8 protein-coding genes are annotated in these 15506 nt (G+C 38.8%); 7 read left to right on the top strand and 1 reads right to left on the bottom strand.

Annotated elements, in window-relative coordinates:
* Positions 1-92: 92 nt before the first annotated feature.
* From ACOQO1_RS00350 to ACOQO1_RS00330, 5 genes are all read left to right on the top strand, one after another.
* Complete coding sequence (locus ACOQO1_RS00350) at positions 93-890, top strand: hypothetical protein (RefSeq protein WP_420600907.1); 798 nt, start codon at positions 93-95, stop codon at positions 888-890.
* Between the two features lie 28 nt (positions 891-918).
* Positions 919-3675 (top strand): carboxypeptidase-like regulatory domain-containing protein, encoded by a 2757-nt coding sequence (locus ACOQO1_RS00345; protein ID WP_420600906.1) that lies wholly within the window; start codon positions 919-921, stop codon positions 3673-3675.
* Between the two features lie 3 nt (positions 3676-3678).
* Complete coding sequence (locus tag ACOQO1_RS00340; RefSeq protein WP_420600905.1) at positions 3679-4872, top strand: DUF4249 domain-containing protein; 1194 nt, start codon at positions 3679-3681, stop codon at positions 4870-4872.
* A 10-nt stretch (positions 4873-4882) separates the two neighbouring features.
* Positions 4883-6826, top strand: a complete 1944-nt coding sequence (locus ACOQO1_RS00335) for a hypothetical protein (RefSeq protein ID WP_420600904.1) — start codon at positions 4883-4885, stop codon at positions 6824-6826.
* A gap of 185 nt (positions 6827-7011) precedes the next feature.
* Positions 7012-8142, top strand: a complete 1131-nt coding sequence (locus tag ACOQO1_RS00330; protein ID WP_420600903.1) for a PQQ-dependent sugar dehydrogenase — start codon at positions 7012-7014, stop codon at positions 8140-8142.
* A gap of 53 nt (positions 8143-8195) precedes the next feature.
* On the opposite strand, the gene ACOQO1_RS00325 is transcribed toward ACOQO1_RS00330, so the two are convergent.
* Positions 8196-12314, bottom strand: coding sequence for an FG-GAP-like repeat-containing protein (locus tag ACOQO1_RS00325; RefSeq protein ID WP_420600902.1), 4119 nt, complete (start codon positions 12312-12314; stop codon positions 8196-8198).
* Between the two features lie 367 nt (positions 12315-12681).
* On the opposite strand from ACOQO1_RS00325, the gene ACOQO1_RS00320 reads away from it, so the two are divergent.
* Together ACOQO1_RS00320 and xylA are read left to right on the top strand one after the other, a co-directional pair.
* A complete protein-coding gene (locus ACOQO1_RS00320; RefSeq protein WP_420600901.1) occupies positions 12682-14163 on the top strand; it encodes a xylulokinase in 1482 nt (493 codons plus the stop codon).
* A gap of 9 nt (positions 14164-14172) precedes the next feature.
* Entirely contained in the window at positions 14173-15498 is a 1326-nt protein-coding gene (gene xylA / locus ACOQO1_RS00315) for a xylose isomerase (RefSeq protein WP_420600900.1), read from the top strand.
* The last annotated feature ends 8 nt before the right edge of the window (positions 15499-15506 follow it).

Here is a 15506-nt window from a genome sequence, read left to right as displayed (position 1 = left end):
TTTGTTTGTATAGGGTATAAAACCTACATTTAAGAGCATTTTACTTTTCTTACTCAATATTTCGTTACAAATAGAATTTTTGTTAATTGTATATGAAGTATTGTTATACCACATTCCTGTTTTTTATTGGTGTCGTGACCAATAAGAAAACTCTTGAGTTACTTTTCTTTTTAATTGTTTTTATTGGTCAAATACAAATAACGAATGCTCAAAATTCTGACAAAAGAATTTTCGTTTATGACTGGTTTGACCAAATTACAGGCGTAGAAAGTTCTGAGCTGCATTATGGGGAAGTTTATGTGGAAAAGCATCGCATGAAAAGTGCTAAAACCAAGTTTTTTATTTCTCCAGAGTTTAAAGAAGGAGCTGTTTATTTCAACAATCAAGCTTACTATAACCTTAAACTAAAATATGATGTATTTGGGGATGACCTAATCCTTCAGGTTAAAAACCAATTGGGTGGAGCTCCATTGCTTTTACGCAAGAGCAAGATAGATAGCTTTGAATTTGAGGGCGTTAGATTCAAGAATATTCCAAAATGGTTTACTGGGGACGAAAATACTTCTGGGTTTTATGAAATCTACCGAACAACCCCTCATTTTAGTGTTTTTAAAAAACATAGGAAGAGATTGCTCAAAAATTTGGGAACCACCTCCGCTTATCATGAATTTGAAGATTTGGCCCCTACTTTTGCCTTAGAGTATGGAGGTGAACTCTTTTACATTACAAAGATAAAGGACATTGAGTCTATTTTTCCACAGTATAAAGACGGACTGAAATCAGCTTTCGGCAAGTCATTACGAGGTTCAAAATTGATTGATGATGCCTCTATTGATGTGTTAGTGAACTTTCTTGAAGAACAACTAAGCCGTACAAGTCATGATGAATAGAGGCGGGTGTATATGGAGAACATTGATAATGACCTTAATATTAGGTCAATGGTCGTGGGCTCAGTCAACTGACCAAAATATTTCGATAGCCTTTGAAAATAAGACAATAAAAGAGGTTCTTTTGCAGATTGAGGAAAAGTCTGATTATGATTTTTATTATGATGAAGAATGGTTGGGGACTGAGTTGATATCAGGTGATTTCAATAATGCTCCCATTGCTGAAATCTTGAGAGAGGTACTTAAAAATACTACAGTCAATTTTTATCTATTGAATTCGGGCACCGTAATATTGACTTCCAATGTGGTGATTCAGGACCAATTGCCCCAAAGCTTTCTTTTCCTGGAAGATAAAATGGAAAGAACTTCTGATTCCATACCAATTTCTCCACAGGCCATCGAAGAACCATCACTTTATTTAGAAGAAAAGGAACAACAGAATACTGAACTTGAGATTGTTCGTATTGGTAGACAGCGAAGAGGGGTGAAAAAGGAAAAATATAAGCTTACCGGATTTGTAAAGAACTCCAATACAGGGGAACCGATTCCTAATTTGGCCATTGTGGTTGAAGAACTATCATTGGGTACGGTAACCAATAATGAGGGGTATTACGAAATTGAGCTTCCAACGGGCATAAATGTTATAGAAACCCAAGCGATTGGGATTGAGACTTCCAGGAAAAAAGTGATTATGTACAATGATGGTCGTTTGGATTTTGATTTAATGGACAGTGCTGAACAACTTGATGAGGTTGTTGTGGAAAGCAACAGGATCAAAAACGTGGAAAATGTGATTACAGGTGTAGTGGAACTGGATGTTGAAGAAATAAAAACAATTCCTTTGGTGCTTGGTGAAAGGGACATTCTAAAGACGGCAATTACATTGCCAGGTATAACCAACGCTGGAGAAGGATCTTCGGGGTACAATGTTCGTGGGGGGCGTACGGACCAAAATCTATTTTTACTGGACAAGGCTGTAATCTACAATCCCAGTCATTTCTTTGGTATTTTTTCGGCATTGAATCCTTTTGTTACCGGTAACGTGACCATCTACAAAGGAAACATTCCTTCGGAATATGGAGGCAGGCTGTCCTCGGTTTTTGATATTGGAACAAAGGAAGCAAACACGGAAAAGCTGTCAGGCGAGGCCGCTATAGGTCCTGTCACAAGTAATCTAACCATTGAAACTCCGATTGTAAAAAACAAATCAGGAATTTTAATTGGCGGACGAACCACCTATTCCAATTGGATTTTGCGCGCCCTGGACGATGAAGAACTTAAAAACAGCGAAGCCTCTTTTTTTGACCTTATTGCCAAATACAACGACAAGCTAAATGAAAATAATAGTCTTGAAGCAACGGCTTATCTCAGTCGAGATGCTTTTAGCATTACATCGGATTCAATATATAGCTATAAAAACAGACTTTTCTCATTAAAATGGAACCATCAGATAAACGAAAAGAACACTTTGGGCGTATCACTTTCCAATAGCCAGTATGATTTTAATATTGAATTTGATGGTGACGCAGACAAGAATTTCGATTTGGGATATAGAATCAATGAAACAGAACTGAAATTAAAAATGTTGAACCTTTTCAATGATTCGCATAATCTCAATTATGGTTTTTCTGGAAAACTGTACAATGTGGATCCTGGTTACATAGACCCTCTAGGCTCCAACTCAATAATCGACCCTTTGGAAATACAAAAGGAAAAGGGACTTGAATCGGCTGTTTTTGTTTCTGACAACTTTAAAGTCAATGAAAAGCTATCTTTTGATATTGGATTAAGATATTCCTTGTTTGCTGCACTTGGCGAATCTTCTCAACCAATTTACGATGACAATGCACCAAAAAGTGAGGGTACATTGCTAGAAGTCCGTGAATTTGGCTCTAATGAAATTATAGAAACATACAGCGGCCTGGAGGGAAGACTTTCGGGGAGGTATTTTTTATTCCCTGATTTTTCTGTAAAGGCCAGCTACAATAACACCTATCAATATATACATACGCTATCTAACAATACTACGGTATCACCTACCGATACATGGAAGTTGTCCGATTTAAATGTTGAACCCCAAAGAGCAGAACAATTTTCACTGGGACTTTTTAAAAATTTGGATGATAGTAATTACGAACTGAGCTTGGAAGGATATTACAAAAAATCCAAAAACCTTTTGGATTATAAGGTGGGCGCCCAGTTGCTATTAAATGAATCTATAGAAACTGAGGTGCTCCAAGGGGAAGGAAAAGCATATGGCATAGAATTTTTGATAAAAAAGAATGAGGGTCGACTTAATGGATGGCTTGGATACACCTATTCAAGGTCATTTACAAAATTGGATAGTCCATTTATTGAGGAACGAGTGAACAATGGCGATTATTTTCCTTCCAATTTTGATAAACCACACGATTTGAGTTTGGTGGCCAATTATAAGTTCACAAGAAGGTTTAGCCTTTCTGCCAACTTTGTATATCAGACCGGAAGACCAGTTACCTTTCCCATTGGAACATATTTTTTGGATGGAGCTGAATTTCCTTTATTCAGTGATAGAAATAAGTTTAGGATTCCAGACTACTATAGATTGGATTTGAGTTTTAATGTTGAAGGAAACCATAAGATTAAAAAGTTCGCCCACAGCTTTTGGAATATTTCAATTTATAATGTACTGGGAAGAAATAACCCATATTCTGTATTTTTTGTTACCGAGGATGGAAAATTGCAGGCATACCAAAGCTCCATATTTTCCATTCCTGTGCCGACAATCACATATAATTTTAAGTTCTGATCTATGTTCTGTGCAAACTTAAATAAAGGAAAATTTACATTAAGAGCATTGCTTTTTGCGATAGTCCTTTTATATGCGTGTACAGAACCATTGTCAATAGATGTCATGGGATCGAACAGTGTGTTGGTGGTCGATGCCACCATTACCAACGAACTTAAAACCCATGAAATTTTATTGAGTCGTTCCTCTCAATCGGATACTGAACAACCCATTCCCGAGCAGTCTGCTCAACTGAGAATTCTAATCAACAATCAACAGGAATACTCTTTTACAGAAGTGGAGCCAGGGAGATATAGGTCCGATATAATTTTTGCCGCACAAGCCAATATTGATTATGAACTACACATAACCACTTCCGATGGGAAGAACTACAGTTCACAACCATCTCGGTTGCCACAGGTCACACAAATTGACAATGTTTATGCCGCGTTTACGCAAACAGATAGCGGACTAGAAGGAGTTGACATCAATGTGGATAGTTTTGACCCTACTGGAAATTCAGTGTATTATAAATATGAATTTGAAGAAACTTACAAGGTAATAGCACCGAAGTGGAGACCAAATGAATTGGTGATAGTGAGTGAAAACCCATTGAATGTAACGGATTTACCGCATTCAGAAGAGAAGAGAGTGTGTTATGCCACAGCGAAGTCCAATAGTATAATCCTGACCAACACAACTAGCGCCTCTGAAGATAGGGTAACGGGATTTGCAGTGAGGTTCTTGGCAAAAGATAATTTCATCATTTCCCATCGATATAGCATTTTGGTTAAGCAATCTGTGTTGAACAGGGAAGCCTATGAATTTTATGAAAAGGTAAGCGAGTTTTCAACTTCTGGGAGTTTATTTTCTCAAAGTCAACCGGGATTTATCATAGGTAATATCTTTCCTGAAGATGGTTCCAATGAAAGGGTCGTGGGTATTTTTGAAGTTTCATCGGTATCGGAACAACGGACTTTTTTCAATTATGCAGATTTTTTCCCAAATCAAGCGCTACCCGAATTTGTTGAAGAATGCCCGGAAACGGCTGTTCCCGATCGGCAAGAGTTGGCCAGACTTGTGAGGGATCAACGAGTTAGCCTTGCAGGTTTTCTTGATAATGGTAATGGGGGAGTTACATATATTGTTCAACCTAGGGCCTGTGGTGACTGTACTGCTTTGGGCACTAACATAGCACCTGATTTTTGGGAGGAGTAAACCATATGATATGAAAAGAACGGTAATTTTAGTTTTATTGATGTGTACGGGCATTTACCAGTCCTTGTACAGTCAATATCTATTAAAAAACTCCAATGAACTGGAGGGTTACCGATCTATACCACAGGAACATATCCATATTCATATCAACGATACGTTTTTGCTTACGGGGGAATACCTGTATTACAAAGTATATTGCTTGGAAGCTGAAAGGAGTACACCAAGCAGTATTAGCAAGATTGCCTATGTTGAATTGGTGGGAAGTGATGGCAAAGTAGTATTTAAACATAAGATTAAGCTTTCTTCTGGACTGGGTCAGGGCGATTTTTTTATTCCCACTACAGTTCCCTCTGGAAGCTATAAATTGATTGGATATACCCAATGGATGCGAAATATGGGACAGGAAACCTTCTTTAACGCTGATATTGCCATAGTTAACCCTTATCAAGGGCTAGATGAGTCTATACAGCTTTTTGAGCTGGACGGATTGGTTAATTCCAACACTTTAACGCAAAAAATAGAATCTGATAGTACCTTGAGGAAAGAACCTGAATATTATCAGATTAGCATACCCAAACAAAAATACAGCAAAGAAGAATTGGTTGAAGTTTTGCTCAATGAAGTACCCGACTCCATATTGACAAATGTAGAAAGAAAGCCCTCGGATACAGTTTTAAAAGAATCATCCAGTGTTGAATCTTCAAGCCGGTCTGTAACTGATGATTTTAAGCTTGTTCTTTCTAAAAAGATGTACCGTAAGCGCGAATTGGTAAATTTTGAGATTATAAACGATAACCAACCCTTAATTCAAGCAAATTTTTCAATCTCAGTTAGGAAACTGGATTCCCTTCCAAGGTTTTCACCCCCAAATCCGCAAGAATTAAAGCCCGATAGAAAAATCGGGTTGAACAAAACAAAGCTTGGGGACTATGTTTATCTGCCAGAATTACGCGGAGAACTACTTATGGGAACTGTCGTGTCCAGAGAAGGAATTCCGCAGCCCAACCAGGAAATAGCTATTTCTCTTTCCAAGACCTATCCGATTATCAAAACGGCAAAAACGGATTCCAACGGAAAGTTTTATGTGAATTTAAATGAAGCAGAGCGGAACAATGAAATTGAGTTACGAGTTTTGGGAGACAATACTGGCAATAAACTAATTGTTGTGGATAAACCAAATCCTGTCAGTTACGATGACCTTGCGTTTAAAGAACTTGGTATTTCACGGGAAATGGGCAAAACCATTTTGGAGCGAAGTGTACACAATCAAATTGAAAGCGCCTATTTTCATAAAAGAAATGATAGTGTCCTTATTGGAGATGTTTCGAACAAGTTACTCCATAATTTATCAGAGACATATATTTTAAAAGAATACCAACAATTTTCGACGCTCAAGGAAACCATTGTTGAGATTTTGGACAATGTTTGGATTAAAAAAGAAAAAGGAACCGATCAAATTCATATTAGGGGAAGAGAGTCCTTTTTTGTGGACTCGGACGAAGTCCCCATGGTGTTCATTGATGGAATTTTTGTTGAAGACATCAGCAAGTTGTTGGAATATGATATTAAGAAGATAGTGAGCGTATCCATTTCAAGGGATAAACACTATATGGGCCCTCAAATATTTTATGGCATTATGTCCATAACTACAAGTGATAGAAATTTTGATTCCTTTAAAGACGATGGCACTGCGCATAAAGCAACCTTTTTGGCACCTCTAGCTAAAAAGAAATATTTTTTTCAAGGATATTCGGCTACCGTTAATGAAGCACAAAGAAAATTCCCTGATTTTAGATATCAGCTGTTTTGGGAGCCATCACTTAAAATGAATACCGAACAGACCAAATTAAGTTTTTATACAGGTGATAATGTGGGCAATTTTGAAATCAGTGTCCATGGTTATACAACGGATGGGAAGCCCATTTTCCTTTCTGAGGTTGTAAAGGTGGAATAGCTTTGACATTCTAAAATTAGATTCTACTAAATGTCAATTGTTGTTTTGAGTATTAAAAGTTCCAAAAGAATTTTTCAACTACACGTGAATATGATGAATTTATAAATCCATCACAGTTTTATCTAAATGAGATAGTCAATTCTTTATGTGAGCAGGAAATTGTCAGAAAACTAATTTTCTGGACTATGATAAATAAAGGATTTCTCACTTCGCTAATGATTTGTTTTGGACTGATTGTAATTGGATGTAGGCATAGGGAAGATGCGCAAACCTATAAAAGTGAAGCGCTGGAATTTAAGTTGGAAAAAGTAACGGACAGTATCCGTGTTCCTTTTGGAATGTTGTTTCTCCCAAATGGAAATATGCTGGTCACTGACCGATTTTCAGGAGAAATAATTCAAGTAGATATTGACTCTGGGGAGAAAAAGAGGCTCAGAGGGGTTCCAAAATCATATTCCCGCGGAGATGGTGGGGCGTTGGACATACTTACTTATCCTAACTATGGGAAGAATGGTTGGCTGTATTTCTCGCATTCCATTGGTGATTCAATTAGCAGCTCAATGGCGATAGATAGGGCCAAACTTAAAGGTGATTCTTTAATTAACATCCAACGCATTTTTACGGCTTTTCCTTTTTACAAATCTCCCAGTCATTATGGCTCACGGATGGTGCTGAAAGATGGATATTTATTTTTTACCATGGGCGACCGCTATGATCTAAAGGATTCTGCCCAAACCCTAAACAATCATTTAGGGAAGGTGATGCGAATTTTCGATGATGGCAGAATACCCCAGGATAATCCATTTGTTGATGTTGAGAATGCCAAACCTGAAATTTGGAGTTACGGGCATAGAAATCCGCAAGGATTGACTCTTCATCCGAAAACCAAGGAACTATGGTTGCACGAGCATGGACCAAAAGGAGGTGATGAACTAAATCTAGTAAAACCAGGTCTTAACTATGGATGGCCCATAATATGTCATGGTATTGATTATGATGATACTCCAATTGGCGATGGGATTACACATAAAGAGGGTATGGAGCAGCCTGTACATTATTACACCCCATCAATTGCTCCCAGTGGTATGGAGTTTTATTCAGGAGATAAATTTAAACCATGGAAGGATAACCTATTTATTGGCGCGATGGCCTTGACACACCTGAATAGACTGGTTTTTAAAAATGGAGAAGTAGTTCATGAAGAACGGCTATTGGAGGATTTTGAAAGAAGAATACGCGTAGTTAGACAGGGACCTGACGGTTTTATTTATATAGGTGTAGATGGCGGTACGATCATGAGGTTGAGACCGCATTAAATTTTGAATATACAGATAGGGCAGTGTATTCCGATAAGTATTAAAAATGTCTTTTATTCTTTGATCAGTTTGAACGAAATTGGATGTTCATCATTGAGAACCACAATATATACCCCATTTGGAAGGCCCTCAATAGGAATTTTTAATTGGTCATTTTTGACCTTATCCGTTAAGGAACGAATCAGTTGGCCATGCATCCCATATATGGAAATAGGTACTTGACCGGAGATTCCTTGGGTATGAACAACCGCTTCAAAAGAATTGGGGTTAGTGTATACAAGGTTTCGTCGTCCATTTCCTATGATTTCAGAATAAGTGCCTTCACAGGGGAATTTTGAGGATATCTCGATGATATCTCCTTTATTGACTATTGCTTCAAAGTGTGCATTTTCAAACTTTCCTTGAACAACATCGTTGACTTCCAGTGTGAATGGAGGAGTACCTCCTTCTATTTCAATGGTGATTTTTTCTTTCTCCCCTAGGTCAGTGCGTGATGTAAAAACCTCATTAGGTTTTGCCTCAGAAACTACAACTTGATAGCATTGCTCTGCACTGTTGTTTCCCTCAACGACAATACAAAGGGAATAAACTCCTGGCTCCAAATCTGAAATAATCAAATCCTTATTAAAAGAATATGGTTGATCATTTAGGTTGACCGTATAATCATAAAAATCCTTTGCAGTAATAGCAATACTACCATTGTTTTGATCTACACAGGTTTCTCCATTGATTTGGATTAAAAAGTTATCCGTACTTAACTGCCCAAAACCCTGAAAATACGATTGTGCCAATTCAAATGCCTCTTTGCCTATTTTATCGCCAATGATACGGCCTGGAATATCATCTATTGGAGGGTGTATTCCACCCCAGATTCTGGAAAGACTTGTTTGATCGGAAGCGTCCCTATAAGTGGCCCATTGAAGTGTTAAATTTTCACTGGGGCCGCTTTCAAAAACCAAAAAATTGTTCTGCTCTATATCAAAAACTCCCATGCCGCCAGGGAAAAATGGGTCTCCAGTAATCAGGGTCAATACCTCGGCTGCAGCTCTGGAAAAAGTAGAGTGCCCAGATACATATCCAGCAAACGGAGGCGTTACAAAAGTTGGTCTTTGATAAGGCCACCACTGCGTTCCCAAAATCCAATCCACTCCTGAAACATCTATAGTGGGATCTATAATATAATCAGGTCCTCTCCAGGCCAAAATCTTTATTTTATTCAGGTTTTCATTGGATGCACCTGCCAATGGATCTCCATTTTGAATCAATTCAATTCTCCCGGGTACCAGAGGAAGTCCATGTGGATGATAATTGGGAAGGGAAGCATCGGTACTTTGTCCTTTAGAGGCCATATATCTTATGGCTGAAATAGGCCTTATGTAATCATAATGTCCTTTTATACCCCAGGTGCTAACGGCCGCATCATGCATGGCACCTCCCAACGCTAAGTAAGACTTGACATCCCATTCCAAATTGCTTAGCTCGGGCCCTTCGCCACCTAGTTGTTTGTTGCTTTCAGGATGATCTGAAACATAATTAAGTATGGTGAACCAATGTCCTGGAGGTGTTTCAGAATCAGGACCGTCTGCCCAAAACTCTGCCAACACCCTAGCATAATCTGCACGTTTCACAATTTGCGGTTGATAGGGTTGTTGTGTTATTGGATTCAATGAATGACCTGAACCAATATCTCCTCCTTCTAAGAAATCATAAAAAGACCTGTATTCCTCAAATGTGGATGGAAAATCCATTATATCCACATTACCTATGGCTGCGGGTGATATATCCATAAGAGTTGGGTCATTTGGGTCCAGATGGGAAGACCATGAAGCTACCAGGGCAAAGTGCCATTTGTATGGATCCTCAATACCATCGTTACTGGAGCTAATGATTGCTGGTGGTTCACCTGGGTCATTGTAGACATAGCTGTCAAATCCATTGTTTAACATTTTTAAATCCTTTTCCTTAAGGGCAAAAGGAATGACCGCTCCCCACTCTGGACTAAGAAACTCAGGAGTACCACCAATGATTAAGTTTCCACTTTGATCAATAAAATTCTCAAATTTTAGCGGTTGCCACCTGTTGGGATTGTTGAGTTCCACATTATCCGGATAAAAGGATAAATCCAAAGGTTCATTGGTTGGATTATAGAATAGATTAGTGTAACCAACTGATTCATTGGCTCCATCTTGCAGGCCAAAATTGATTATCTGGTCAGCCAAATAATTTCCCAGGGCAGCATAAGATCCCCCACTGTAGTCTGTGTCTGTAATATTGGGGTCATAACCCAAAGAACTGAAAAGTTGGTTTGTGATTTGGGATGTTGGCAGAGCACCTGGAGAGTCGGCAAATCGGTAGTTGATGATTCGATATAGCGCATAACTCATAACTTCTTCAACAGCTTTTTGAACTTCTCTGGGATATGAAACCCCATTGAACGTACAACTATATCCGCCAAAGGTTTTACCCAAAAAAACTGTTTCTGCTGTATCGTTGAAGATTGCCCAGGAATCATACATGGCCATGGAGGTATGAAACAGGTTTCTTGCGTGTACAGTGGGGCGTGCATAATCCCATCTTATCGCATCCAATAATACCTTGTTCCATAACCTGGCTACTGATTCATCCCCAACATTGGGGCCGTAACCATAATCATGATTTTCATCTTGTTCTATTGCATTGGACCCTTCAATTATCGTTAGCGCTTGGTTGGCCACAACATTTTCAACCCGGTCCACTATGCCACTCAGCCAAGTAACTTCAATATAATCCACAGAAGTTTCAGGGCCAAGACCCACAAATTCATAGGTGCTATTTTGTCCAATATAACCTTCACCGCATAAAGTATACCTGTAATAGGTTTCATCACCCACGCCAATTTTGATATATGATCCTATCCCCATGCGATTACTGACAGTACCTTCTAATTTGATTTTTAGCCAATTATTTTGTGATGTAGATGTATTTTCCCAGAGGTTAATAGGTTCATAATTGGTATTCACGACTACCATATCTGGAAAACCATCATTTTGAATATCTCCTATGGCATTTCCATAGCTACTGGACCTATCATTTTCGAAGCCATTTTGGTTTGGTATGGAGTAACTTCCTGTACCATCATTTTGGTAATAAGCCGAGGACATTCTGCCATCAGAACCATCAAGATGGCCATTTACGAATAGGTCTAAATCTCCATCATTTTCAGTATCAAGAAAAATTGCACCCCAAGCAAAGCTGTCAAACCTTGTCCCATTGCTTTGAGCTATGTTTGTAAAAGTACCGTCTCCATTGTTGCGTAAAAAAACATTACCAACGACATCGGTTTCAACAGTAGGCGGGTATATATTGGTGATATATATATCTAGATAGCCGTCATTGTTATAATCTTCTATGGTGGTGGACATGCCATCCATTCGAAAGTCGAAATTGGAAAGTACACTTCGGTCTTCAAATGTTCCATCTCCATTATTTCTGTATAAGGTATTAGGGATAAAACCTCTATCGTTGGCGAGTAAAATATCTTGAAAACCATCGTTGTCATAATCCATAAAAGAAGCGCTTTGCGTCATCTTTCCTTCTAAAGATAAGCCTGTAGATTGAGTAACATCGGTAAACGCTCCATTTCCATTGTTGCGATAAAGTAAACTGTGATTTCCCGCAGCAGGAGACCTGACCATTAGAAAGAGATCTAAATATCCATCATTATTATAATCACCCCACGCCGCACCCCAATATTCAAGTGGTTCAGTTGCTATTTGTGAAGAAATTAAAATGTCTGTGAAATTATTACCGCCATCATTTCTGTAAAACCAGCATTGTCCAAGGTCACTTGCGGCAAAAAAGTCATTGTCGCCATCATTGTCAAAGTCTACCCATGTAATTTGGCGAGCATGGATTCCACCACTGGTAATCGGAAGATTGTCCACTTCAAAAAATCCTCCGATATTTTTTAAGAATTGAAAATCGGAAACATTTGAAGCAGGGATAGAAATATCGTCCCAACCATCCCCGTTATAATCGACAAAAGAAATCCCCGGTCCAAGAAGATTGCCTGTATCTATATCTCCAAAACTAATCTCATTGGTGCCGTCAAATACCGGTGTTCTTTTAAAATTAGTTTGACCAAAAACTTGGGCAATTTGAAAAATAAGAATGCCCAGTAACAAATGCCTCAACCCCATGAATTAGCCATCAAAATAGATTGGCACAATTTAACAATTAGTTTTGAATTCAACGTGCTGTAAATAAGCATGTTAAGTGTAATTTTTTTCTTACGGAAATTGAAGTTTAAAAGATGGCATGCAATACAGTTTAGCTATTGAACCTGTCCGCTCAAACGAAAAAATAACGAAAACCTTTTCGAAAATTTTTCGTAACTGCTCCGTGTGTTGTAGATGTTTGATAAACAATGGGATAAGATATTTTTCAAAGTGTTTTTGTTATTCACTTCGCCATACCTTCCATTCCAAAATATCTAATAGGGAACTCTTTTTTAGAGCCAACATTTTTTACATTTGATTAATTCCATCAATGTAGAAGTCAATGTATTACCTGGGAATAGATGTAGGAAGTTCATCCATTAAGGTGGCACTGGTTGAGTGTAACGCTGGTAAAAGTATAGGAGTTGTTCAACAGCCAGAGGTGGAAATGTCCATAGATGCTCCTCAAAAAGGATGGGCGGAGCAAAATCCCGAAGAATGGTGGAAACATGTTTGCAATGGAATAAAAAAAATCAAGGAAAAACATAATATTTCAGAGCAAGAAATCAAGGGAATAGGAATAGCATATCAGATGCATGGACTGGTAGTACTGGATGAAAATGGTAAATCGCTTAGAAAATCCATTATCTGGTGCGATAGCAGGGCGGTTGAAATTGGGGAAAAGGCTTATAGGGATATTGGCCCTGAGCTCTGTGACCAAAGTTTGTTGAACTCTCCAGCGAACTTTACAGCTTCCAAGTTAAGGTGGGTCAGGGACAGTGAACCTGAAATTTTCAAGAAAGTTCACAAATTCATGCTTCCGGGCGATTATATTGCGTATAGGTTTACTGGTTTGGCCAATACAACGATATCCGGGCTATCGGAGGGAATTTTTTGGAATTTTGAGCAAGACGTGGTTTCAAACGATATTTTAAGCTATCATGGTTTTTCACAGGATTTGGTACCTGATATCGTAGATACTTTAGGAAACCAAGGAGAGCTTTCCCAAATGGGAGCAATTGAAAGCGGGCTTTTAGAAGGAACACCGATTTTATACCGAGCCGGGGATCAGCCTAACAATGCACTTTCCTTGAATGTGTTCAATCCAGGAGAGGTAGCCGCAACGGGTGGAACTTCAGGAGTGGTTTATGCTGTTACCGATAACCTTTCTGTAAAGGAAAGTTCCAGAGTGAACAATTTTGCCCATGTAAATTATATTAAGGGAAAGGTAAAAAGCATTGGGAAATTACTCTGTATTAATGGAGCTGGAATTCAATATAGATGGTTGCTAAACAATCTGGCCGTTTCTTCCTATGAAGAAATGAATCAATTGGCCAATAGGGTAGAAATTGGTTCTGATGGTTTATGCGTTATTCCCTTCGGGAATGGTGCCGAACGTATGCTTTTAAACGGGGATGTGGGAACAAGAATCTTGAACCTCGACTTAAACCGGCATTCCAAGGCACATATCTGCCGCGCCACCCTTGAGGGTATTGCATTTGCATTTGTTTACGGTATCGAAATTATGAAATCGGACGGTATTGATCCTTCGGTCATACGCGCTGGGAATGATAATCTTTTTCGTTCGGAGATTTTTGCAAATACTATTGCAACATTGATTCAACAAGAAATTGAAATATATGACACCACTGGAGCAATTGGTGCAGCCAGGGCATGTGCCATTGCTTCTGAAGGATATGACGTGTTTTCATCTTTTATGAAAAATGACCATGTAATGACCTTTGAGCCCAAAAAGGATAAATCACCTTTTGAAAAGGCGTATAACAACTGGAAAACGGAACTTGAACTAATCATAAACAAATAGTATTCAAATATGGCACTTTTAGGAGATAAGGAATTTTTTAAGGGGATAGGAGATATTACATATGAAGGAAAGGATTCAGATAATCCATTGGCATTCAAATATTACAATCCAGATCAGATTGTTGCTGGTAAGACCATGCGCGATCATTTTAAGTTTGCCATGGCCTATTGGCATACCCTATGCGGAACAGGAGGTGACCCATTTGGACCAGGAACCAAGAATTTTCCTTGGGCAACTGCAGACGACCCTATAAGGGCAGCCAAGGATAAGGCAGATGCCGCTTTTGAATTCATCACTAAAATGGGTTTTGGCTATTACTGTTTTCATGATTATGATCTTGTAGATGAAGCTGAGACCTTATCAAAATCTGAAAAAAGAATCCAAGAGATTGTAGCATATCTTCAACAGAAACAAAATGCCTCTGGGGTTAAGTTGCTATGGGGCACATCCAATTGTTTCTCCCACCCCCGATATATGAACGGTGCGGCTTCCAATCCTGATTTCAATGTCGTGGCAAGGGTAGGAGCACAAGTAAAGATTGCTCTGGATGCCACAATTGCCCTTGAAGGGGAAAACTATGTTTTCTGGGGGGGACGTGAAGGCTATATGTCTTTGTTGAATACTGATATGAAACGCGAGCAAGACAATATTGGTCGTTTTTTGAATATGGCTAAGGACTATGCCCGGAGTCAAGGATTTAAAGGTACTTTCTTTGTGGAGCCCAAACCTATGGAGCCCACAAAGCACCAATATGATTTTGATGCGGCCACATCCATTAATTCTATCCGAGAATATGGATTGGAAAATGATTTCAAATTGAACATAGAAGTAAATCATGCCACTTTAGCTCAACATACCTTTCAACACGAACTGCAAGTGGCGGCAAATGCCGGCATGTTAGGGAGTATTGATGCGAATAGGGGAGACTATCAAAATGGATGGGATACGGACCAGTTTCCAAACAATACTTTAGAAGTTGCAGAAGCCATGTTGGTTTTCTTGAAATCAGGAGGACTTCAAGGTGGAGGGGTGAACTTTGACGCCAAGACCAGAAGAAACTCTACCGATTTGGAAGATATCTTTTTGGCTCATATTGGAGGAGCTGACACTTTTGCTAGGGCTTTGCTGGTTGCAGATGCCGTAATTCAACAATCACCTTACGAATCCCTTTTGAGTAAAAGGTACGCCTCTTTCGATTCTGGAAAAGGTGCTGATTTTGAAGCAGGGAAATTGTCACTTACGGACTTATATAAGTATGCCAGTGGACAAGGGGAACCAGAGCAAATAAGTGGCAAACAAGAATTGTTTGAAAACATTTTGAATCAGTACACCTAAGAAAACTT

Source organism: Flagellimonas sp. (assembly GCF_965222555.1).
In the GTDB taxonomy this organism is placed as follows: Bacteria; Bacteroidota; Bacteroidia; order Flavobacteriales; family Flavobacteriaceae; genus Flagellimonas.
This window is presented reverse-complemented; position numbering and strand designations above follow the sequence as displayed.

Bases quoted from the DNA above. Each gene is read 5' to 3' on its own strand.
- ACOQO1_RS00340 (WP_420600905.1), top strand. From the start codon at position 3,679: ATGTTCTGTGCAAACTTAAATAAAGGAAAATTTACATTAAGAGCATTG.
- ACOQO1_RS00345 (WP_420600906.1), top strand. From the start codon at position 919: ATGACCTTAATATTAGGTCAATGGTCGTGGGCTCAGTCAACTGACCAA.
- xylA (WP_420600900.1), top strand. From the start codon at position 14,173: ATGGCACTTTTAGGAGATAAGGAATTTTTTAAGGGGATAGGAGATATT.
- ACOQO1_RS00320 (WP_420600901.1), top strand. From the start codon at position 12,682: ATGTATTACCTGGGAATAGATGTAGGAAGTTCATCCATTAAGGTGGCA.
- ACOQO1_RS00335 (WP_420600904.1), top strand. From the start codon at position 4,883: ATGAAAAGAACGGTAATTTTAGTTTTATTGATGTGTACGGGCATTTAC.
- ACOQO1_RS00330 (WP_420600903.1), top strand. From the start codon at position 7,012: ATGATAAATAAAGGATTTCTCACTTCGCTAATGATTTGTTTTGGACTG.
- ACOQO1_RS00350 (WP_420600907.1), top strand. From the start codon at position 93: ATGAAGTATTGTTATACCACATTCCTGTTTTTTATTGGTGTCGTGACC.